The following is a 21,317-nucleotide window of genomic DNA, read 5'->3' as shown; positions in this document are numbered from 1 at the left end:
TTCCCGCCAGTCCGGCGTCACCTGCCCGTGCCAGGCTGACCGCATGACGACGACCGGAGCCGAGGCGCTGCACGACGAGCGCTACCGCATCGCCGCGTCACGGGACGCCCGGTTCGACGGACAGTTCGTCACCGCGGTGCACTCCACCGGCATCTACTGCCGGCCGAGCTGCCCGGCACGGACCCCACGATCCACCGGCGTCACCTTCTACCGGACGAGCGCCGCCGCGCACCTGGCCGGGTTCCGTGCCTGCCGTCGCTGCCTGCCCGAAGCGACGCCCGGCAGCCCGGAGTGGGACCTGCGCGAGGACGTCGCCGGCCGGGCGATGCGCCTGGTGGTCGACGGCGTCGTCGACCGGGAGGGCGTCCCCGGCCTCGCCAGCCGCGTCGGGTACTCCGAGCGGCAGCTCAACCGGATCATGACCGAGGAGCTCGGCGCCGGACCGAAGGCCCTCAGCCGCGCGCACCGGGCGCAGACGGCCCGCACGCTGCTCACCGCCTCCGACCTGTCCATCGCCGACGTCGCCTTCGCCGCGGGGTTCACGAGCATCCGCCAGTTCAACGACACCGTCCGCGAGGTCTTCGCACTCACCCCCACCGAGCTCCGCGCCCGTCGTCGGTCCGCCCCGAGCGCGGACGGCGCGCTGCGCGTGCACCTGCCGGCGCGCCCGCCGTTCGACGCGCAGGGCCTGCTCGAGTGGCACGCGCTGCACGCGCTCGCCGGCATGGAACAGGTCGGGACCACGGCCGCCGGACGGGTCGCGTCCTACGGGCGCCTGCTCGACCTGCCGGGAGGCCCCGCTTGGTTCCGCGCGTCGGCCGCCGACCCCGACGTGGCCGCGTCGAGCGCGGGGCGCCGGACGGACGGCCGTGGACGCACCGGCCTCGACCTGCTCGTGCGGCTGACCGACCTGTCCGACCTGCCGACGCTCGTGGCCCGGGTCCGGGCGCTCTTCGACCTCGACGCCGACCCGGTGGCGGTGGACTCGGCACTCGCCGCGGTACCCGAGCTCGCACCCGTCGTCCAACGGGTCCCCGGCATGCGGCTGCCGGGCGCGGTGGACCCGCACGAGGTCGTGTTCCGCACCCTCATCGGCCAGCAGGTGTCGGTCGCCGCGGCCCGGACGGCGCAGACCCGGCTCGTCGCGGCGCTCGGGGCGCCGGTGCCGGACGGACTCGTGCCGGACGGGTCCGTGCCGGACGGGTCCGTGCCGGACGGGTCCGGGCCCGACGAGCCCGGGGCGCGCCTGTTCCCGCGGGCCGCGGTCATCGCGGAGCGCGGGCGCGAGGTCCTCCGCGGCCCCGCCGCCCGGGTGGACACGATCATGCGCGTCGCGGCTGCCCTCGTGGACGGGTCGCTCGTCGTCGACGGCGGCCAGTCCCTCGACGACCTGCGATCCGGGCTGCTCGCCGTCAAGGGCATCGGGCCGTGGACCGCCGACTACGTGGCGCTCCGGGTCCGACACCACCCCGATCTCTTCCTCCACAGCGACCTCGCGGTGCGGAACGGCGCACAGGAGCTCGGACTGCCCGGGACGGCGCGCGAGCTCTCTCTATGGTCGGAACGGGTGGCGCCCTGGCGCAGCTACCTGACGATGCACTGCTGGCGGCCGATCATCGATCGCGCGATGGACCGGACCGCAGCGACCTCCACGAACTCCGGGAAGGAACCCCGATGACCGACGCCGTCCTGGCCACCCTCTCCACCCCCGACGGACCGTTCACGGTGCTCGAGGACGACCGAGGTCGGGTCCTCGCCTCGGGGTGGACCGCCGACGCGGAGCGGGTCTTCGCCCGGATCGCCGAGCGACACCGCCCCACCCGGGTCCTCGACGGACACGTCGCCGCGGCGGACGCGGTCGACGCCTACTACGCGGGCGAGACCGACCACGTCATGCAGGTGCCCGTCCACCAGGTCGGAACCGACCTCTTCGCCGAAGGGTGGCGGCGGCTGCGGGACGTGCCCGCCGGCACGACCCTGACGTACACCGCCTTCGCGAGCGTGATGGGTCGACCGGACGCCGTACGGGCCGCCGCGAGCGTCTGCGCCCGGAACGCCCCGGCGCTGTTCGTCCCCTGCCACCGCGTGCTCCGGTCGGACGGCTCCCTGGGCGGCTTCGCGTGGGGGCTCGACGTCAAGCGCGCACTCCTCGAACGGGAGTCCGTCAGCGTCGACGCGCTGGTCTGACCGGTCGCCGTCGGCGCGGCCGTCCACAGGGTCCACAGAGCGCTCCCCCAGGACGCGGGTGGTGACGCGGGACGATCCGCCTGTCAGACTCGCGACGACGGCGTGGCCCATGACCACCGAGGGCCGTGATCAGCGTCGCCCGTGATGCGCGTGGCACCGACCAGTGCCGCTCGGCCGGGGACGACCCACCCGCCGTCGGGACCGAACGAGGACGCCATGACGACCACCGCCGAACGATCGGTGCTGTCTCCGGACGGCACGCGGATCGCGGTGTCGTCGAGCGGTTCGGGTCCGGCGCTCGTCCTCGTCGGCGGGGCCTTCGACCATCGGGGCACCCCGTACGTCGACGCGATCGTGGCGACGTTCTCGGACCGGTACCGGGTCGTGACGTACGACCGCCGTGGGCGGGGCCAGAGCGGTGACACCCGGCCGTGGTCCGTCGAGCGCGAGGTCGAGGACCTCGCCGCGGTCGTCGCCGACGTCGGCGCACCGGTCGACCTGCTCGGCATCTGCGTGGGTGCCGCCGTGGTCCTGCACGCGGTCGCCGCCGGTGTCCCCGCGGGGCGCGTCGTCCTCTACGAGCCGCCCTACCGCGCCAGTGTCGACGCCCACGCGGACGACGTCCTGTTCGCCGACCGGCTCGACGAGATGATCGCCGGCGGACGCCGAGCGGCAGCGGTCCGCGCCTACCTGACCCGGGTGCTCGGCGTGCCGATGCTGCAGGTCTCCGCCGTGCCCCTCAAACCGAAGCTCTGGAAGGCGCTGCTCGCCGACGCCGCCGTGCTCGGCCGCGACGTCCGGGTCCTCGGCGGACTCGTCGTGCCCGAGCGGGTGCTCGCCGCCATCGGCGTCCCGGTGCTCGTCGCGGCCGGCACCGCGGGGGCGGTGTGGGCGCGCGGCGCTGCCCGAGCGGTGGTCGACACCGTGCCCGGCTCCACGTCCGTGGTCCTCGAAGGACAGGGGCACGTGCCGGATCCCGCCGTCCTCCGGGGCGCCGTCGACGCGTTCCTGCTCGGCGAACGCAGCCCCGACCCGCACTGACCTGCGCCAGGATGGACGGGTGAACGCACCCCGCCTCGGACTCCTGCTCGACGTCGACGGCCCGATCGCCAGCCCGCTCTCGCGGACCATCGCGATCCCGAGCATCATCGAGGACCTCGTCGCGCTCGCCGCGGAGGGCGTCCCGGTCGTGTTCAACACCGGTCGGAGCGACGCCTTCATTCGCGAGCAGGTCGTCGGGCCGCTCCTCGCCGGGGGACTGGCAGCGGGCGGCCGCGTGCACGCCGTCTGCGAGAAGGGCGCCGTGTGGTGCTCCATCGGGCCGCAGTTCCCGGACGGCATGGGCGAACTCACCGTCGCCGACGACCTGGCGCTGCCGCGGGACTTCGCGGACGAGATGCGGGACCTGGTCCGGGACGAGTACGCCGACCTGGTGTTCTTCGACGAGACGAAGCGTGCGATGGTGTCGATCGAGCAGCTGGTCGAGGTCGACAACGCGGCCTACCTGGCACGGCAGCCGTCGTTCGACGCCCAGGCGATGGCGGCGCTCGAGCGTCGCGGACTCGGCGTGCGGCGGCTGGACGACGTCCGACCCGACGAGCACGGCGCAGTGGACTGGCGGGTCGACCCGACGATCATCTCGACCGACATCGAGTCCGACCGGAGCGGCAAGGACCTCGGCGCCGAACGGGCGCTCGAGCTCCTCGCCGCGGACGGCGCCCTGCCGCTCGAGTGGCGCACGGTCGGCGACTCCCGGAGCGACTACGCGATGGCGGACTGGCTGCACGCGAACGGTCACCGCGTCGCGCACGTCGACGTCCGGCCGGCCGACGGGGTCCCCGAGACGCCGTACCGCGTCCTCACCGCACCCGACGGCGTCATCCACGACGAGGCCGGCGCCCGCTTCCTCCGCGGGTGGCGCGAGGGGCACGAGGTCTGACCCGCGCACGAAGCCTGACCCGCACCGGGGCGCACGAAGCCTGACCCGCACAGTGTGACGGGGTGACTCCCATTTGTGACAGCAAGCGGTATACCACTACCCTTCCCGGGTCCGCCTGCTCCGATGACGGGAACGTCCCATGGCCCTCCGCACCAAGTCCATCGAGGCGTCGCTCGCCGACGCCGACGAGAAGGGGCGCTCCCTCAAGCGCTCCCTGAAGACGTTCGACATCGCCGCGATGGGGATCGCCGTCGCGGTCGGCGCCGGCATCTTCTCGGTCGGGGCGAACGCCGCCGCGAACTTCGCCGGCCCCGGCGTCATCATCTCGTTCATCCTCGCCGCGGTCACGTGTGGCCTCGCGATCATGTGCTACGCCGAGTTCGCCTCGACGATCCCGGTCGCCGGCTCCGCGTACACGTTCACCTACGCCACGATGGGCGAGCTGCTCGCGTGGATCGTCGGGTGGGACCTCATCCTCGAGACCCTGACGGCCAGCGCCGTGATCGCGAAGTACTGGGGCATCTACCTCAGCACCGCGTTCGACGTCTTCGGCATCACACTGCCGAGCACCATCGCGGTCGGTCCGATCGGCTTCACCTGGGGGCCGGTGCTCATCGTCGGTGTCTTCACCGCGCTGCTGGCCTTCGGCACCCGCCTGTCGAGCCGGGTCTCCGCGGTGATCACGATCATCAAGGTCGCGATCGTCCTGTTCGTCATCGTGGTCGGCGCCTTCTTCGTCAAGGCCGCGAACTTCACGCCGTTCATCCCCGAGGCCGAGCCGGCCAAGGGCGCCGAGGGCAGCGTCTGGACCCAGTCGCTGGTGTCCTTCGCCACCGGGTCCGAGCCCGCGCAGTACGGCGTCTTCGGCCTGCTCGCCGCCGCGTCCCTGGTGTTCTTCGCGTTCATCGGCTTCGACGTCGTCGCGACCAGTGCCGAGGAGACCGAGAACCCGCAGAAGACGCTGCCGCGCGGCATCTTCATCGGCCTGGGCATCGTCACGCTCCTCTACGTGGGCGTCAGCATCGTCATCACCGGCATGGTCTCCTACCAGCAGCTCGCCCAGGAGGAGGCACCGTCACTCGCCTCGGCCTTCGACCTCGTCGGCCTGCCGTGGGCCGCCGGCATCATCGCGATCGGCTCGCTCATCGGGCTCACCACGGTGGTCATGGTGCTGCTGCTCGGGTTGTCCCGCATCGTCTTCTCCATGAGCCGCGACGGCCTCCTGCCGCGCTGGCTCTCGGTGACGAACCCGAAGACGCAGACCCCGGTCCGCGTGCAGGTCGTCGCGGGCGTCATCGTGGCGTTCCTCGCCGGGTTCACGCCGGTCGAGAACCTCGAGGGCATGATCAACATCGGAACGCTCTCCGCCTTCGTCCTCGTGTCGATCGGCATCATCGTGCTCCGGAAGTCCCGTCCCGACGCGCCGCGTGCGTTCCGCGTGCCGTGGTCGCCCGTCATCCCGATCCTGTCCGCCGTGCTGTGCTTCTGGCTGATGCTCAACCTCGAGGTCGAGACGTGGCTCCGCTTCGTCGTCTGGCTCGCCATCGGGTTCGCGATCTACTTCGGCTACAGCCGCCGCAACAGCCGGGTCGGCCAGGACCTGCGCCAGCAGTCCCGCTGACCGCCTCCTCGGCGTCGACGGCCCGTCAGGCGCCGAGGAGCAGCGTCAGCCCGAAGGCCAGCATCACCACCGCGACCAGGGCGTCGAACACCCGCCAGGTCACCGGCTTCGCGAACAGCGGCCGCAACAGCCGCCCGCCGAAGCCGAGCGCGCCGAACCACAGGCAGCTCGCGGCCACGGCGCCGACGGTCCACCACCAGCGGTCGTCCGGCCCCTGCTGGTTCGCGACGGACCCGAGGAACACCAGCGTGTCCAGGTAGACGTGCGGGTTCGCCCACGTGAAGACGAGCATCGTCAGGACCGCGGCGCGCATCGTCGGTCCGCCCGGCCCGGAGCGGACCGGCCCGGAATCGACCAGTCTGGAATCGACCGGGCCGGCGCCGACCAGTCCGGAGTCGACCCGGCCGGGAGGCGCGGTGCGGCCCCGCGACGCAGGTGCGGCCTCCTGGGCGTGCCCCGGCACCGCGTCGGTGGTCCCGCTCCCGTCCGCGTCCACCGCGGCCGCGACGGGGACGCCGTCCTCCGCTGCGCGGTCGTCCAGGCGGATGGCGTCCCCGGACGGCCGCAGCGCCCGCCGGGCCGCGAGCACCCCGTACGTGATCAGGAACGCGGCCCCGACGAACCGGATGACGAGCAGCGCAGCCGGCACCCGCTCGACGACCGCGCCGACGCCGAGCACCCCGGCGACGATGAGGGCCGCGTCCGACAGGGCGCAGACGCCGACCGCCACGGCGACCACGCCGAGGCGTGCGCTGACCGCGAGCCGGAGCAGGTAGGTGTTCTGCACCCCGATCGCCACGATGAGGGCCAGACCGGTCCCGAGGCCGGAGAGGACGGGGAGGAGTGCGGTCACAGGGGAACCGTACGGCCGGACCCCGCCACCAGACCAGCTCACGTTCCTGGTCGGCCGTAAGCTGCGCTCATGGTGCACCTCCAGCGCGACCACCTCGAGACCCTCCTCGCCGCGGTCGATGCCGGCACCTTCGAAGCCGCGGCGCGCGAGCTCGCGATCACCCCGTCGGCGGTGTCGCAGCGGGTGAAGGCGATGGAGCAGCTCGTCGGACGTGTCCTGCTGCAGCGGACCACACCGATCAGCCCGACGCGGGACGGCGAGGTCGTGCTCCGGCACGCGCGCCAGGTGCGACTGCTGGACGAGGAGACCTCGCGGGCACTCGACGTCGCCGACGCGACGGTGCCCGGGCGGACGCCCTCGATCCCGCTCGCCGTCAACGCGGACTCGCTCGCGACCTGGTTCCTCGACGCCCTCGCCCTGGTCCGCCGCGACACCGAGGTGGTGTTCGACCTGCACCGCGAGGACCAGGACCGCACCGCGGAGCTCCTCCGCGCCGGCACGGTGATGGCAGCGGTCACGGCCGAGTCGGAGCCCGTGCAGGGCTGCTCGTCGGTGCCGCTCGGCGTCGACCGGTACCGGGCCGTGGCGTCGCCGGCGTTCGTCACCCGCTACCTCGCCGACGCCGACACCGAGCGGCGCATGACGGCCCGTCTCGACCGGGTGCCGCTCGTGGACTACGACCGCGACGACGACCTCCAGCAGGGGTTCCTCCGGCGGGTGCTCGGGCACGCTCCCCGCGGCCCCCGGCACTTCGTCCCGAACTCCGCGGACTTCGCCCGCGCCGTCGGGCTCGGGTTCGGATGGGGCCTCCTGCCCGAGGCGCAGTGCCTCGACGCCCTCCGGTCGGGCGCACTCGTCGAGCTGACGCCCGGCCGGCGGGCGGACGTGGCGCTCTGGTGGCAGCGCTGGAACCTGGCGTCCCCGCTGCTCGAACGCGTCACCGAGGCCGTCCGGGCGGTCGCGGCGGAGCGGCTGCACCCCGCTCGGGGGTGACGGCCGGGTCGGCGTCGCTCCGTGCGCCCGTACCCATGACGCGCCCGTGACGCGCCCGTGGCGGCGGATGTCCGCGGAACGCACGGCCAGCACCACGACGCGCCCGTGGCCCCCGCCCAGGGGGTGTGTTCACACGATCGTCACATGCCGGCTCCGACCGGTGACGTACGATCAGCACCACCGACGGCGCGGGCCGTCGGCAGCTCGACCCGACATCACCGAACACGGTCACGCCTCCCGAGGGCGGGCCCCCTCCGGTGCACGCCGCACCCACGGCGAGCACCGTGCCACGGACGAGGAACCCTAGCCTCCGTCCGCGCCGGACCACTGCGTCCGGGTCCTGTCGCCACCGTCGCCGACACCCGTCATCCGTCGTGCCCCCGCGAGCACGGCGGACTGACATCTCCGACACCCGACAGGAGAACGCGCATGTCCGCACCCACGGACGTCCGGCGACCCCGGACGACCTCTGCACCCCCGACCGAACCCGACGACCGCACCGTGATCGAGGTCCCGGCCGACGGGGACCCCCGTCGCCGGTCCGGCCGTCGGTCCTCCTCCGGCAGTGGCGCCGTCGACGCCGCAGCCCGCCGCCCCGAGCGTCGGACCGGCCGGCCGGTCGAGCGGCCGGACCGCTCGACCGAGCGGCCCGGCGGCCGCGCCGAGGCGACCCCCGCGCGCCGCACCCGCGCCGACACCCGGGCCCACAGCCCCGTCATGGTGCTCATCGTGCTGCTGGCCACGCTCGGCGTCGTCACGTACGCGGTGTTCCTGCTCAACCCCGCCAATCGCGGCGACTTCCTGCCGTACGGCCTCGTCATCGTCGCGGAGAGCGTCCTCGTCGGGCAGTCCCTGCTGTCGATGTGGACGATCCTGTCCGGGGGCTCCGACCCGCGCGACTTCGCGTTCCACAACACCCAGGACACGCTGTTCGACCTCGACCAGATCGACCGCGACGGGCTCGCCGAGCGCAGCCACCTCTGGCCGATGCGCGTCCGCGGCAAGCAGGTCGTCGTCGACGTGTTCATCACCGTGTACGGCGAGGAACTGACGAAGATCGCCGCCACGGTCGCCGCGGCGGTCGCGATGCGCGGCGAGCACCGGACGTGGGTCCTCGACGACGGCCGGAGCGACGACGTCCGTGCGCTCGCCGACCGCCTCGGTGCCCGGTACGTCCGGCGCCTGTCCTCGAACGGCGCGAAGGCGGGCAACATCAACCACGCCCTGACCCTGGCGAAGGGCGACTACTTCGCGGTCTTCGACGCCGACTTCGTGCCGGGCAAGGACTTCCTGTTCGAGACCGTGCCGTTCTTCGCGGACGGGTCGATCGCGTTCGTGCAGACCCCACAGACCTACGGCAACCTGCACAACCTCGTCTCCCGCGGCGCCGGCTACATGCAGACGGTGTTCTACCGCTTCATCCAGCCCGGGCGGAACCGGTTCAACGCAGCCTTCTGCGTGGGGACGAACGTCATCTTCCGGCGTGCGGCGATCGACGACGTCGGCGGCATCCACACCGACTCGAAGTCCGAGGACGTCTGGACGAGCCTGCACCTGCACGAGCGCGGCTGGAAGTCGGTCTTCATCCCGATGACGCTCGCGGTCGGCGACGCCCCGGAGACGATCGAGGCGTTCAGCAAGCAGCAGCTCCGCTGGGCCACCGGTGGGTTCGAGATCCTGCTCACGCACTTCCCGTTCAACCCGAAGCGCAAGCTGACGATGGACCAGCGCCTGCAGTACTTCGTGACCGCGAGCTTCTACCTGACGGGCATCGTCCCCGGGCTGCTGCTCCTCGTCCCGCCGCTGGAGATCTTCTTCGACCTCCGCCCGATGAACATGTCGATCGGCGTCGGTGAATGGGTGCTGTTCTACCTCGGCTTCTACCTCATGCAGGTCGTCCTGGCCTTCTACGCCCTCGGGTCGTTCCGCTACGAGACGCTGCTGCTCGCCGCCGTCTCGTTCCCGATCTACGCCCGAGCGCTCTGGAACGTCCTGTGCGGGAAGGAGCAGGCCTGGCACGTGACGGGAGCGGGACGCGGTCGGGCACCGTCGCCGTTCAACTTCATCGTGCCCCAGGTGCTCGTCTTCGTGTTCCTGTCCCTGACGAGCGTCGTCGCGATCTGGCGTGACGTGTCGAACGGACAGCTGACCCTGGCGACGGCGTGGAACATCACGAACTCGCTCATCTTCGGCGCCTTCATCATCACCGCGTTCCGCGAGCAGTCGGCGGGCCGCCGTGCCGCCCGCGAGGAGCGCGACGCCGACACCGCCCCGGTGTTCGTGCTCGCAACGGTCGGCCTCGAGCCGGCGCCCGCCCTGCGGACCCAGGTGGTCCGCCCCGACGCGCTGCAGTCCGCACGCGACGTCATCACCGCCAGCGCCGCCGCCGGCACCCCGACGCCCGTGGAGGTGGCTTCGTGACCTGGACCAACCGGCTCCGCCTGTACGGCGGCATCGTGCTCGTACTCGTCCTCGTGGCGGCGTGCACGCTCGTCTTCAACCAGCGCCGGAGCGCGGTGGCGAGCACCTCGGCCGCGATCACCGCGCAGGAGTACGCCGTCGGCACCGACTACGGCGGCACCGTCACCGAGGAGTACGTCGAGGAGGGCGACACCGTCCGCGAGGGGCAGGAGCTCATGCAGGTCCAGAGCCTGCAGCTCGCGCAGGACATCCGGAAGGGCGTCGTCGGAGCGAACACGACGACCAGCGCCTACGAGATCGAGTCCGACGGACTCATCACGTTCAAGGCGGAGGTCTCCGGCACCGTCGCGACGCTCGACGTCAAGGCCGGCGGGTACGTGCAGGCGGGCGCCGAACTCGGCACGATCCACAAGGCGCAGAGCCTGTTCGTCACGTCCGAGTTCCTCGTCAGCCCCCGCGACTACGGCCGGATCACCGACGGTGCGACGGTCGACCTGCTCCTGCCCAACGACCGGTCGATCGAGGGCACGGTCGAGGACGTCAGCGTCGTCACGGACGCCGACGGCCAGGCGAAGACGACCGTGTCGGTGGAGAGCCCGGAGCTGTCCGCCTCGCCGTCCTCGGGCGTCACGAGCCCCGGCACCCCGGTGGACGCGACCCTGCACCTCCGGGACGACGGTCGGCTGTCCGGCGTGACCGACGGGTTCCGCGACTTCCTCCGGCAGATCGGGCTGTGAGCGTGCGGCTCCGCGCCGGCGCCGTCGCCCTCGCGGCCGCGTCCGCCCTGGTGCTCACCGCCTGCACCGGGACCGAGACCGGGACGGGAGGCGCGGACCGCGCCACCGGGACCGCGTCACCCACCGTGGACGGTGCAGCCCAGCAGCGCGCCGTCACCGCACTCGGCTCGGTCGCGGAGACGACGGCGGGCACGATGCGCCTCGCCGACGGACTGGTCCCACCGACGAACCGGTGGTTCTCGGGCCTCGTGTACGGCGACGCCCCGCAGCCGGTCTTCCCGACCCCGATCTCGTGGCAGGTGACCGACGACGGCTTCGCGGCCGGGCTGCCGGTCGTCAGCGCGACCGAGAAGACGATCGCCGGCGGCGCCGTGCAGCAGGTCGGGCTCGACCTCGGCGCCGACCGGACCCTGGTGTCCGCGTACGACCAGGTCTCGGTGACCGTCGAACACCGCGCGGGTGCCGCCGTCCTCGGACGCACGGTGCTCGCGCAGGGGTCGCCCCTCGTCTCGTACACCGCCGAGGGTGCCCAGACCGTGACCGTCACGGGAGCGGTGACCGGCACGGGCGACGGACCCGACGGCACCACGACGGGCACCATCGCCGCCGACGGCCGGACCTGGGGCGTCGTCACGAGCGGGGAGGTCGACGGCAGGTCGATCCGTCTCGCGGCGGACGGCTCGGTGGTGCTCTTCCCGGTCCCCGACGACGCGACCACGAAGCAGGTGCAGGCACTCTCGGCCGCAGCGGCGTCCCCGCTGCAGCAGGTGACGCTCGCCCGTTCGTCCACCGGGTCGGGGAGCGACGGAGCGCAGCGCACGGCGCTCGGCTACCGCACGGCCGCGACGGGGAAGACGGTCATCGTCCCCCAGCCCGGCCAGGGCGCGACCGGGCTGCGGTGCACCGGACTGCACTACGCGACCATCACCGGCGACGCACCCGTCTGCATCGGTGACGTGCTCCGGTTCTCGGCCCCGAGCCTCCCGGCCGACGACGAGCTGGACCTGTCCGGCCTGACGTCGTCGCAGCGCGACACGCTCGTCGCCCAGGTCCGTGCGGACGCGGGCGGCGTCTCGGCGGCGTCGTTCGGCGCGGACAGCTACGGCGGCGGCAAGGACCTGTACCGCGTCGCGAACCTGTACCGGCTCGCCACCCAGCTCGACCTGGATGACGTGGCCACCGGGCTGCAGCAGCAGCTCGTCACCCAGATCGACCAGTGGACCGACCCCGACGGCTGCGGCGTCAGCGGCACCCGGTGCTTCCTGTACGACGACACGGTGAAGGGCCTCGTCGGCCAGGCGCCGTCGTACGGCTCGGACGAGTTCAACGACCACCACTTCCACTACGGGTACCTGCTGTCCGCGGCGGCCATCGTGGCGGACGGTTCGGACGACCTCGTCGCGAAGTGGAAGCCGGTGCTCGACCTGGTCGCCGCGGACATCGCGTCCCCGGCAGCCACGGAGTCCTTCCCCGAGCTCCGCGTGTACGACCCCTACGCGCAGCACTCGTGGGCCTCCGGGTACTCGCCGTTCGCCGACGGGAACAACCAGGAGTCGTCCTCCGAGGCGGTCTCGGCCTGGAACGGGCTCGCCCGCTGGGGCGCCGTCTCCGGCTCCCGCGCCACCGAGGAACTCGGTGACTGGCTGCTCGCGAACGAGGCCGTGTCCGCGCAGCGGGACGTCCTCGACCCGGACCTGCGGGCGTTCCCGGGCTTCGAGCACACCGTCGTCTCGCTGAACTGGGGCGGCAAGCGGGACCACGCCACGTGGTTCAGCGCGGACCCGGCGGCTCCGGCGGGCATCGAGCTCATCCCGATGCCCGCCGTCGCCGCGGACTACGTGGCCGCCGGTGGTGAGGAACAGATCGCGAAGGTGCTCCGGGAGGCCGTGCCGGAGGGCGACTACGCCGTGCAGTTCGGGGACTACCTGCTCATGTACCGGGCGCTCGCGTCCGGAGCCGAGGCGGAGGCCGCCCTCGACGCGGCACGGGACCTGCCGGCGGAGGACATCGACACCGGCAACACCCGGTCCTACCTGCTCGCCTGGATCATGGCGCGCGGGTAGCGGACGCCGGACCGGGAGCGTGGTCGGGGGACGCGCTCCTGGGCTCCGGCACACCTCCGGCGGCCTAGCGTCGGGACCATGACCACCTTGCGCGCGAAGACAACCGCCACCCTCGTCGGCCTCGCCACCGTCGGCCTGCTGCTCGGCGGCTGCTCCAACGCCGGTGCCCAGAACGGCAACCCGGTCGGGAAGGTCCCGGGCTCCGAGGAGTCCGCGACGCGCTCCGACCCCGGTCAGCGCAACAGCGCGCCGTGCGGGGTCGCCTCGAGCGCCGCCGTCGACGTCCTCGACGAGGCCGTCGGTCCGCACGACGGCACCGACGTCGTCAGCGTCACCCAGAGCGACGAGGGCTGGTACCTCGGCGTCTCGGTCGCCCCGAACACGAGCGACGACCCGAACGACGACGAGGTCGGCATCTGGGGCACCGAGGAGGACCCGACCGCCGAGGACTTCGACGGCATGGTGTTCCCGGTGAACAAGGTGGCCGAGGACGTCGTCGCCGACGAGCAGGGGTCGGCCACCGCGGCGCCGTCCGCGTTCTCCGAGACGTCGAAGGCCGCCAAGCAGGTCCAGAGCTGCATCGTCGAGGCCGTCGACCACTGAGTCAGGTCTGGCAGCGCGGGCACCAGTAGGTGTCCCGCAGCGTGAGGTCCGACTCGCCGAGGTCGCCCGACCGCACGCGCGTGCCGCAGCGCAGGCACGGCTTGCCGGCCCGGTTGTAGACCCAGAACCGCTGCCCCGGTCGGTCGACGCCCGTGGTCACGCGGTTGCTCCGGTCGCGGTTGGCGACGATGAGCCGGGAGGCCATGGTCACCATCCGCGCCGGGTCGCGCACCTCGCCGACGGGGCGCGTGGGCAGCACGCCCCGCAGGAAGCAGAGCTCGTTGCGGTAGACGTTCCCGAGGCCCGCCATCACCCGCTGGTCGAGGAGGGCGAGGCCGACCGGACGATCCGGGTCGGCGGTGAGGTTCACGAGTGCGCGGTCGGCGTCCCAGTCCGGGCCGAGCAGGTCCGGGCCGAGGTGTCCGACGACGGTGGACTCCTGGTCGCGGGGGACCACCTCGAGGACGCCGAGCGTGAACCCGACGGTCGAGACGTCCGCCGCGTCGAGCACCACGCGGGCCTGGAACGCGGGACGCCGCCAGCGCTCACCGGGGCGGTAGACGTCCCACCGGCCCTCCATCTTGAGGTGCGAGTGCACGGTGAGGTCGCCGATCCGGTGCAGCAGGTGCTTGCCCCGCGGCACGACCTCGTCCACCGTCCGACCGACCAGGTCGAGCGTGGCGAACGCGGGCACGCGGAAGTCGCTGCGGGTCAGGACCTTCCCGGCGAGTGCGGCGTGCAGGCGAGCCGCCGCCCGGAAGACGGTGTCGCCCTCAGGCACGATCGACCTCAGGCACGGAGCCGCAGTCCCTGCGGGGTGGCGGTGAAGCCCGCGGTCCGGAGCGCCGTGCCGAGCGCCGACTCGAGGACGAACTCGCCGTCGACCCGCTCCACGGACAGCTTGCCGAGTCCGGTCCGCACCGTGGCCGCGATCGACGCCGCCGCTGCCGCCAGGTCGGCCGGGTCCTCGGTGAAGGTCAGCACGCTCTTGCCACCGCGTTCGACGTAGACGGCGAGCTGGCCGTCGACGAGCACGACGAGCGCGCCCGCCTTGCGGCCGGGTCGGTGCCCCCGTCCGGTCTTCGTCACCGGGGCGGTGGTCGTCAACGCGGACGTGCCCACGGCCTCGGTGCCGGTCGAGCCGTCGGTGTCCTCGTCAGCCGCGTCGTGCGGCCACGGCAGCGCCGCGCCGTAGGGGTTGGCCGGGTCGGTGGCGGCGAGCGTGAGCGCCTCCCGCACGCGGTCCGGGTCGGCGCGCTCTTCGTCGTCCAGGTCCTTCGCGTAGGTGCGGAGCCGGTCGACGGTCGGCCCGGTGGCGAACTGCGCCGCGCCGAGCCCCTCGACGAAGTACCCGCGTCGGGCGCGGCCCGACTCCTCGAACTTCGCGAGCACCCGGTACACGCCGGCGAAGCCGCCGCGGACCCCCTCGACCTGCACGGCTCCGCGGGTGACGACGCCGTAGCGCTCGAGCAGGAGTTCGGCGGTGGCCGCGGCCCGGACGGTCGCGTCGGGTTCGGCGAGCGGCAGGAGCGACCAGCGGCCGCCGACGTCCGGCGGTCCGGACTGGGTCGGCAGCGTCGGGCGTCGCCGTCCGCGGTACGCCCGGGTGCGGGGAGCGCTGGAGGTCCGCGCCTTGCCGCCGAGCATCGCCCGGAGCGGGGCGAAGGTGTCGTTCGTGATCTGTCCGGCCCAGACGAGGTCCCAGAGGGCGGTCGTCAACGCCTTGTCGTCGGTGCTCCCGACGGCCTGGCCGAGCTGGCGGAAGAAGTAGGCGCCGCCGCCGGCCAGGGCACCGAGCACGTCCCGCTGCAGCTCGGTCGTCTCGTCCCCGGCGGCTTCGGCCAGGGTCGTCGCCGCGGTGTCGGCGAGGTGCAGGCGCACCCAGCCGTCGCTGCCGGGCAGGGTGCCGCCGCCGGACCAGAGGACCTCGCCCGTGGCGGTCAGCTCGTCGAGCATGCTCGGGGCGTAGTCGGACACCCGGGCCGGCAGCACGAGGGACTCCCACGAGCTGGCGGGCAGGGCGACACCTGCGAGCTGGTCGACGACCTGCAGCACGCCGTCGATCCCGCGCAGCCCGCCGCGGGTGCCGGGGACGCGGACGTGCTGCCACGCCGGCATGAACCGGGCGAGCGTGTCCGGGGACACCGGCTCGACCTCGTGCCGGAGCGCCGCGAGCGACTTCGTGCGGATGCGTCGGAGCACCTCGGAGTCGCACCACTCCGCGCCCTGCCGGTCGGGGCGGAACTCGCCCTCGACCAGCCGTCGGTCGGCGACCAGGCGACGCAGCGTGTCCTGCACGACCGCCACGCCGAGCCCGAGTCGACCGGCCGCCTCCTGCAGGCTGAACGGCCCGTGACTGCGGGCGTACCGGCCGACGAGGTCCCCGAGCGGGTCCGCGACCGGTTCGACGAACGCGGTCGGGACGCCGATCGGCAGCGGGACGCCCAGCGCGTCGCGGAGCCGGGAGGCGTCCTCGATGACGGCCCACCGGGTGGCGCCGGCGTGCGAGAAGGCGAGGACCCGGCGGTCGCGCTCGAGCCCCTCGAGTGCCGTGCGCAGGGTGGCGCCCGCCTCGGCCCGGTCGGTGGCGTCCGCCAGCCAGCTGCGGTCGAGGAGTTCGTCGAGGTCGAGCGCGCCGACGAGTCGCAGGACGTCGACCATGCCCTCGACGTCCCGCGCTCGGCGGTCCGGGGAGAGCCGCTGCAGGTCGCGCTCGACGCCGGCGATGACCGCGGGGTCGAGGAGTTCGCGCAGCTCGGCGCGACCGAGCAGCTCGCTGAGCAGTGTCGAGTCGAGCGACAGGGCTGCGGCCCGACGTTCGGCGAGCGGTGAGTCGCCTTCGTACATGAAGGCGGCGACGTAGCCGAACAGGAGCGTCCGGGCGAACGGCGACGGCTGCTCGGTCTCGCTCTCGACGAGTCGGATGCGCCGCCGGGCGATCTCGTCAGCGATCCCGAGCAGGGACGGGACGTCGTACACGTCCTGCAGGACCTCGCGCACGGTCTCGAGCAGGATCGGGAACGTCGGGTACTTCTGAGCGACCTCGAGCAGCTGGGACGCCCGCTGACGCTGCTGCCAGAGCGGCGAGCGGCGGCCGGGGTCACGGCGGGGGAGCAGGAGCGCCCGGGCGGCGCACTCGCGGAACCGGGCGGCGAACAGCGCGGACCCGCCGACCTCGTCGGTGACGATCGCCTCGAGGTCGTCGCGGTCGAAGACGAACAGGTCGGCCCCGGGAGGCTCGGCGTCGGTCTCCGGGATCCGTACCACGATGCCGTCGTCCGCGGCCATCGCACCGCCGTCGATCCCGTGCCGCTCCCGCAGGCGGGCCGCGACCGCGAGGGCCCACGGGGCGTGCACCGTCATGCCGTACGGGGAGTGCAGGATGAGGCGCCAGTCGCCGAGTTCGTCGCGGAAGCGCTCGACGACGAGCGTCGTGTCGCTCGGCACGTGGCCGGTGGCGGCGCGCTGGTCGCGGAGGAAGGTGATGAGGTTCGTGACCGCGCGCTCGTCGAGTCCGACGCCCGCCACCCGTGCGCGGGCGTCCTCGTCCGAGGCGGACTCGACCTCGCGCACGAAGGCGCCCGTCGCGCGGCCGAGCTCCGCGGGTCGGCCCAGGCCGTCGCCCTTCCAGAACGGCACGCGTCCGGGCTGCCCGAACGCCGGACTGACCAGGACGCGGTCGTGCGTGATCTCCTCGATCCGCCAGCTCGTGGCCCCGAGCGCGAAGACGTCGCCCACGCGGGACTCGTAGACCATCTCCTCGTCGAGTTCGCCGACGCGGGAGGCCCGCTCCCCGACCATGAAGACGCCGAACATCCCGCGGTCGGGGATCGTCCCGCCGCTCGTGACGGCGAGTCGCTGGGCACCGGGACGACCGGTCAGGGTGCCGTGCACGCGGTCCCAGACCAGGCGCGGTCGCAGCTCGGCGAACTCGTCGCTCGGGTACCGCCCGGTGACCAGGTCGAGCGTCGCGTCGAACGCCGAGCGGGGCAGGCCGCTGAACGGTGCGCTGCGTCGGACCAGGTCGAACCAGTGCTCGACGTCGATCGTGTCGACCGCCCCCGCGGCGACGGTGTGCTGCGCGAGGACGTCGAGCGGGTTCGCGGGGACCGAGATCGACTCGATCTGCCCGCTGACCATCCGCTCGACGGTGACGGCGCTGTTGACGAGGTCCGCCCGGTGCTTCGGGAACAGCACGCCGTGGGAGACCTCGCCGACCTGGTGCCCGGCACGGCCGACGCGCTGCAGCCCGCTCGCGACCGACGGCGGTGCCTCGACCTGGATGACGAGGTCGACCTCGCCCATGTCGATGCCGAGTTCGAGCGAACTGGTGGCGACCACGCAGCGCAGCCGCCCGGACTTCAGGTCGTCCTCGATGATCGCGCGCTGGTCCTTGGACACCGAGCCGTGGTGGGCGCGGGCGAGCACCGGCACGCTCGGGTCCGAGCCGCCGCCCTCGGTCTGTCCGGACCCGCCGACGAGCTGCGCCGGGGGTCGCTTCGGCTGGGCCACCGGCGCGTGCGCCGACGCCCGGCCCGGGGACTGCGCCACCGCCGCTGCACCGACGCCGGCTGCCACGGGCTCGGCCACCTCCGTCGTCGCGAGCGCCCGTTCCTCGTGGATCTCGTTGAGTCGGGCGGTCAGGCGTTCGGCGAGTCGGCGGGAGTTGGCGAAGACGATCGTCGACCGGTGCTGCTCGATGAGGTCGACCACGGACTCCTCGACGTGCGGCCAGATCGATCCGTTGGTCGGACTGGAGGTCGCGTCTGCACCGACCGGTGGGGCGCCGAGCTCGGTCATGTCGTCGACGGGGACGACCACGCGCAGGTCGAAGGTCTTCTGCGCGGGCGGCGCGATGATCTGCACGGGGGCGCGACCGCCGAGGAACCGGGCGACCTCCTCCGCCGGACGCACGGTGGCGGACAGGCCGATGCGCTGCACGGGCTTCTCGAGCAGGTCGTCGAGGCGCTCGAGCGACACGGCGAGGTGGGCGCCGCGCTTCGAGGAGGCCACCGCGTGCACCTCGTCGACGATGACCGTGTCGACGTTGACGAGCGTTTCGCGGGCCTTCGACGTGAGCATGAGGTAGAGCGACTCGGGCGTCGTGATGAGGATGTCCGGCGGGAGCCGCAGGAGCCGCTGCCGGTCGGCTGACGGGGTGTCACCGCTCCGGACCCCGACCGTGACGTCCGGGGGTTCCAGGCCCATCCGCTTGGCGGTCTGCGTGATGCCGACGAGCGGGCTCCGGAGGTTGCGCTCGACGTCGACGCCGAGGGCCTTCAGTGGGGACACGTAGAGCACCCGGGTCCGCTGCTTCGCCGGCGGGGTGTCGGTCGAGGCGATGAGGCGGTCGATCGACCAGAGGAACGAGGCGAGGGTCTTGCCGGAACCGGTCGGAGCGATCACGAGCGCGTGCTGCCCGGTGGAGATCGCGTCCCACGCCCCGGCCTGCGCTGCCGTCGGTTCGCGGAAGGCACCCCGGAACCACGCAGCGGTGGCGGGGGAGAAGCGCTCGAAGACGTCCGTCATGGTCCGCTCCATCCTGCTCCCGACCACCGACAGCGTCCTGATCGGGGACGCGTGCTTGACAGGGCGAACAGTACCGATCTATCGTTACTGCATCGCGACCGGTACGAGTACGGTCGCGGACCATCCTCCACGAAAGGAGTCGTCATGCACTCCATGGACGACCACACCAGCACCACATCCCACCGCGGCCCCTTCGGTCGCGGACCCCGCGGGCTCCGCTTCGGCGGCGCCCGCCAGCACCACGGCACCGGGTTCCCCGGCCGTGACCACGACCACGCCGGCCGTGGCGGTCGCGGCTTCGGCGGCCCGGGCTTCGGCGGACCCGGGTTCGGCCCGGGCTTCGGCAGCGGCTTCGGCCCGGGTCGCGAGCGCCGCCGTCGCGGCGACGTCCGGCTCGCCGTCCTCGGCCTCCTCGGCGAGGGCCCGCAGAACGGGTACGCCGTCATCAAGACCATCGCCGAGCGCACCGGCGGTGCCTGGAAGCCGAGCCCCGGTTCGGTCTACCCGACGCTCCAGCAGCTCGTCGACGAAGAGCTCGTCGTCTCGACGGGCGACGGCCGCAAGACGCTCTTCGAACTCACCGACGCCGGACGCGCCGAGGTCGAGGCGAAGGCCGACGAGATCGCCGCCGCGTGGGAGTCCACGCCCGGCGTCCCGGACTCGCAGCGGGCGTTCGTCGAGTCCCTCCGCAGGGCGATGGGCGTGCTGCACATGTACCGGACCACCGCCACGGAGGAGCAGCTCACCGCCGCCACCGCCAAGGTCGACCAACTGCGCCGGGACCTCCTGCAGATCCTGGCGGACTGACCGTCCGTCCCCCGTTCAGTCGCCGATGAACGCCGCGACGTCCGCGAGCTCCGCCGCGGCGACCGCGTGCGGCAGGCCGGGGTAGCTCCGGTCGGTCACCCGGGTGTGTGCGGCCGCCCACACGCTGGTCCTGGCGGTGGCCTCGGCGGGGACGACCGTGTCGGCGTCCCCGTGCCCGAGGAACACCCGTGGTCGGACGGCGGCCAGCCGGTCGTCACGGCCGTCGTCGACGCCGGGGACCACGAAACCGGAGAGCGAGACGGCGAACGCGAACGCCTCCGGTCGGGCACGGAGGAGCTGCAGGGCCATCGACCCGCCCTGCGAGAAGCCGAGCAGACCGATCCGCGGGTGGTCGGCCGCGACGGCGTCGATCCAGTCGAGCACCGCGGCCGCGGACGCCTCGACGGCGGCGGGGTCGGCCGACCCGGGCGCCTCGAGCGGGTACCAGCTGAAGCCGGGACCCCACGGGTCCGGCGCCCGGAGCGCTGCCACCGTCCACGTCGCGGGCAGCGCCGGCGCCAGCCCGAGCAGGTCGTGCTCGTGCGACCCGACCCCGTGCAGGGCGACGAGGAGCGGGGTCCCGACGCGGTCCGCTGCCGACCGGGTCCACTGCACGACGTCTGCATCCACCATGTGGACAACGCTATCCGTGCACCGCCGTGCTCCTCCGGCACCGCACTCGCCGCCTGGCCTGGTAGGAACGGTGCATGGCATCGCTCCGCACCCCCGACCCCGATCCCGACTCCGGCTCCGGCTGGCTGTCGGACGAGGAACTCGCGACCGTCCGCCGTCGCATGCCCATCGCCTACGTCGAGGCGGTCCCGGTGCGCACCGACGGCCTCGGAGTCGTGACGGAGGTCGGCGTGCTGCTGCGCGTGTCCCCGAGCGGGTCGATCGCGCGGACGCTCGTGTCCGGCAGGGTGATGTACGGCGAGTCGATCCGCACCGCGCTGTTCCGCCACCTCGAGAAGGACCTCGGTCCGATGGCGTTCCCGCAGCTGCCGGCGAGCCCGAACCCCTTCACCGTCGCCGAGTACTTCCCGCTGCCCGGCGCCTCGGTGTTCACCGACGAACGGCAGCACGCGATCTCGCTCGCCTACGTCGTCCCGGTGACGGGCACGTGCGAGCCGCGCCAGGACGCCCTCGAGCTGACCTGGATGAGCCCGATGGAGGCGGCGTCCGACGCCGTCGCCGACGAGATGGAGGGCGGTCGGGGTGCCCTGCTCCGGGCCGGCCTCGCCTCGGTGGGCGCCCTGCACTGACCTCGCGTCCCGCGCACGACGAAGCCCCCGGATCCGATCGGATCCGGGGGCTTCGCAGCGCGGTACGAGACCGGCTTCGTTACTTGTCGTTCTTGAAGGAGTCGGCGACGCCGTGTGCAGCGTCCTTCACGTCGGTGACGCCCTGCTTGGCCGAGGCCTTGCCCTGGTCGGTCTGACCCTCGGTCTTCAGGCGGTCGTTGTCGGTGGCGTTGCCGAAGCCTTCCTTGGCCTTGCCGGCCGCCTTCTCAGCGGCGTTCTTGATGTCTTCGATCCCAGCCATACGAGCTCCTTCCGACGACGGA

General features: G+C 73.0%; 17 protein-coding genes. 12 read left to right on the top strand and 5 right to left on the bottom strand.

All coding sequences use genetic code 11. The features are described 5' to 3' along the window. Nucleotides 1-43 precede the first annotated feature (43 nt). The 5 genes from DEJ18_RS15065 to DEJ18_RS15045 all read left to right on the top strand — a co-directional run bounded on the left by DEJ18_RS15065 (nt 44) and on the right by DEJ18_RS15045 (nt 5,747). Complete coding sequence (locus DEJ18_RS15065; RefSeq protein WP_111209963.1) at nt 44-1,678, top strand: DNA-3-methyladenine glycosylase 2 family protein; 1,635 nt, start codon at nt 44-46, stop codon at nt 1,676-1,678. Beyond that, nucleotides 1,675-2,187 (top strand): methylated-DNA--[protein]-cysteine S-methyltransferase, encoded by a 513-nt coding sequence (locus DEJ18_RS15060; protein WP_111209964.1) that lies wholly within the window; start codon nt 1,675-1,677, stop codon nt 2,185-2,187. Before DEJ18_RS15065 ends, DEJ18_RS15060 begins: the two co-directional genes overlap by 4 nt. A gap of 216 nt (nt 2,188-2,403) precedes the next feature. Then, nucleotides 2,404-3,228, top strand: a complete 825-nt coding sequence (locus DEJ18_RS15055; protein WP_181431021.1) for an alpha/beta fold hydrolase — start codon at nt 2,404-2,406, stop codon at nt 3,226-3,228. Between the two features lie 19 nt (nt 3,229-3,247). Further along, nucleotides 3,248-4,126, top strand: a complete 879-nt coding sequence (locus tag DEJ18_RS15050; protein WP_111080030.1) for a hypothetical protein — start codon at nt 3,248-3,250, stop codon at nt 4,124-4,126. Nucleotides 4,127-4,265: 139 nt separating this feature from the next. Then, nucleotides 4,266-5,747, top strand: a complete 1,482-nt coding sequence (locus DEJ18_RS15045) for an APC family permease (protein ID WP_111209965.1) — start codon at nt 4,266-4,268, stop codon at nt 5,745-5,747. Between the two features lie 25 nt (nt 5,748-5,772). Here DEJ18_RS15045 and DEJ18_RS15040 read toward each other — a convergent pair whose 3' ends face one another. Further along, nucleotides 5,773-6,600, bottom strand: a complete 828-nt coding sequence (locus DEJ18_RS15040; protein ID WP_111209966.1) for a LysE/ArgO family amino acid transporter — start codon at nt 6,598-6,600, stop codon at nt 5,773-5,775. Nucleotides 6,601-6,669: 69 nt separating this feature from the next. Here DEJ18_RS15040 and DEJ18_RS15035 point away from each other — a divergent pair, with 69 nt between their 5' ends. The 5 genes from DEJ18_RS15035 to DEJ18_RS15015 all read left to right on the top strand — a co-directional run bounded on the left by DEJ18_RS15035 (nt 6,670) and on the right by DEJ18_RS15015 (nt 13,417). Next, nucleotides 6,670-7,593 (top strand): LysR family transcriptional regulator ArgP, encoded by a 924-nt coding sequence (locus tag DEJ18_RS15035; protein ID WP_220034301.1) that lies wholly within the window; start codon nt 6,670-6,672, stop codon nt 7,591-7,593. A 429-nt stretch (nt 7,594-8,022) separates the two neighbouring features. Continuing rightward, nucleotides 8,023-10,014: a glycosyltransferase family 2 protein gene (locus DEJ18_RS15030; RefSeq protein ID WP_111209967.1), complete on the top strand. Its 1,992-nt coding sequence runs from the start codon at nt 8,023-8,025 to the stop codon at nt 10,012-10,014. Beyond that, nucleotides 10,011-10,751: an HlyD family secretion protein gene (locus DEJ18_RS15025; protein ID WP_111080026.1), complete on the top strand. Its 741-nt coding sequence runs from the start codon at nt 10,011-10,013 to the stop codon at nt 10,749-10,751. The genes DEJ18_RS15030 and DEJ18_RS15025 overlap by 4 nt, the downstream gene beginning before the upstream one ends. After that, entirely contained in the window at nt 10,748-12,814 is a 2,067-nt protein-coding gene (locus tag DEJ18_RS15020; protein ID WP_111209968.1) for a glycosyl hydrolase, read from the top strand. Before DEJ18_RS15025 ends, DEJ18_RS15020 begins: the two co-directional genes overlap by 4 nt. 78 nt (nt 12,815-12,892) lie before the next feature. Continuing rightward, the gene (locus tag DEJ18_RS15015) at nt 12,893-13,417 is read left to right on the top strand and encodes a hypothetical protein (protein WP_111080024.1); all 525 of its coding nucleotides are present in this window, start codon (nt 12,893-12,895) and stop codon (nt 13,415-13,417) included. Between the two features lies 1 nt (nt 13,418). On the opposite strand, the gene DEJ18_RS15010 is transcribed toward DEJ18_RS15015, so the two are convergent. Then, nucleotides 13,419-14,198: a DNA-formamidopyrimidine glycosylase family protein gene (locus DEJ18_RS15010; RefSeq protein ID WP_111080023.1), complete on the bottom strand. Its 780-nt coding sequence runs from the start codon at nt 14,196-14,198 to the stop codon at nt 13,419-13,421. An 8-nt stretch (nt 14,199-14,206) separates the two neighbouring features. Further along, complete coding sequence (locus DEJ18_RS15005; protein ID WP_111210132.1) at nt 14,207-18,946, bottom strand: ATP-dependent helicase; 4,740 nt, start codon at nt 18,944-18,946, stop codon at nt 14,207-14,209. Nucleotides 18,947-19,090: 144 nt separating this feature from the next. Here DEJ18_RS15005 and DEJ18_RS15000 point away from each other — a divergent pair, with 144 nt between their 5' ends. After that, on the top strand, nt 19,091-19,753 hold the full coding sequence (locus tag DEJ18_RS15000; protein ID WP_258376869.1) for a PadR family transcriptional regulator: 663 nt from the start codon (nt 19,091-19,093) through the stop codon (nt 19,751-19,753). Between the two features lie 15 nt (nt 19,754-19,768). Here the strand turns inward: DEJ18_RS15000 and DEJ18_RS14995 are convergent, their stop codons facing one another. Then, nucleotides 19,769-20,386, bottom strand: a complete 618-nt coding sequence (locus tag DEJ18_RS14995) for an alpha/beta hydrolase (RefSeq protein WP_111209969.1) — start codon at nt 20,384-20,386, stop codon at nt 19,769-19,771. A gap of 74 nt (nt 20,387-20,460) precedes the next feature. Here DEJ18_RS14995 and DEJ18_RS14990 point away from each other — a divergent pair, with 74 nt between their 5' ends. Next, nucleotides 20,461-21,015, top strand: a complete 555-nt coding sequence (locus DEJ18_RS14990; protein ID WP_111209970.1) for an NUDIX hydrolase family protein — start codon at nt 20,461-20,463, stop codon at nt 21,013-21,015. Between the two features lie 79 nt (nt 21,016-21,094). Here the strand turns inward: DEJ18_RS14990 and DEJ18_RS14985 are convergent, their stop codons facing one another. Continuing rightward, nucleotides 21,095-21,295, bottom strand: a complete 201-nt coding sequence (locus DEJ18_RS14985; protein WP_111080019.1) for a CsbD family protein — start codon at nt 21,293-21,295, stop codon at nt 21,095-21,097. Nucleotides 21,296-21,317 lie beyond the last annotated feature (22 nt).

Source organism: Curtobacterium sp. MCSS17_015, from assembly GCF_003234265.2.
In the GTDB taxonomy this organism is placed as follows: Bacteria; Actinomycetota; Actinomycetes; order Actinomycetales; family Microbacteriaceae; genus Curtobacterium.
This window is presented reverse-complemented; position numbering and strand designations above follow the sequence as displayed.

Bases quoted from the DNA above. Each gene is read 5' to 3' on its own strand.
- DEJ18_RS15065 (WP_111209963.1), top strand. From the start codon at position 44: ATGACGACGACCGGAGCCGAGGCGCTGCACGACGAGCGCTACCGCATC.
- DEJ18_RS15060 (WP_111209964.1), top strand. From the start codon at position 1,675: ATGACCGACGCCGTCCTGGCCACCCTCTCCACCCCCGACGGACCGTTC.
- DEJ18_RS15055 (WP_181431021.1), top strand. From the start codon at position 2,404: ATGACGACCACCGCCGAACGATCGGTGCTGTCTCCGGACGGCACGCGG.
- DEJ18_RS15045 (WP_111209965.1), top strand. From the start codon at position 4,266: ATGGCCCTCCGCACCAAGTCCATCGAGGCGTCGCTCGCCGACGCCGAC.
- DEJ18_RS15035 (WP_220034301.1), top strand. From the start codon at position 6,670: ATGGTGCACCTCCAGCGCGACCACCTCGAGACCCTCCTCGCCGCGGTC.
- DEJ18_RS15030 (WP_111209967.1), top strand. From the start codon at position 8,023: ATGTCCGCACCCACGGACGTCCGGCGACCCCGGACGACCTCTGCACCC.
- DEJ18_RS15015 (WP_111080024.1), top strand. From the start codon at position 12,893: ATGACCACCTTGCGCGCGAAGACAACCGCCACCCTCGTCGGCCTCGCC.
- DEJ18_RS15005 (WP_111210132.1), bottom strand. From the start codon at position 18,946: ATGACGGACGTCTTCGAGCGCTTCTCCCCCGCCACCGCTGCGTGGTTC.
- DEJ18_RS15000 (WP_258376869.1), top strand. From the start codon at position 19,091: ATGCACTCCATGGACGACCACACCAGCACCACATCCCACCGCGGCCCC.
- DEJ18_RS14995 (WP_111209969.1), bottom strand. From the start codon at position 20,386: ATGGTGGATGCAGACGTCGTGCAGTGGACCCGGTCGGCAGCGGACCGC.
- DEJ18_RS14990 (WP_111209970.1), top strand. From the start codon at position 20,461: ATGGCATCGCTCCGCACCCCCGACCCCGATCCCGACTCCGGCTCCGGC.
- DEJ18_RS14985 (WP_111080019.1), bottom strand. From the start codon at position 21,295: ATGGCTGGGATCGAAGACATCAAGAACGCCGCTGAGAAGGCGGCCGGC.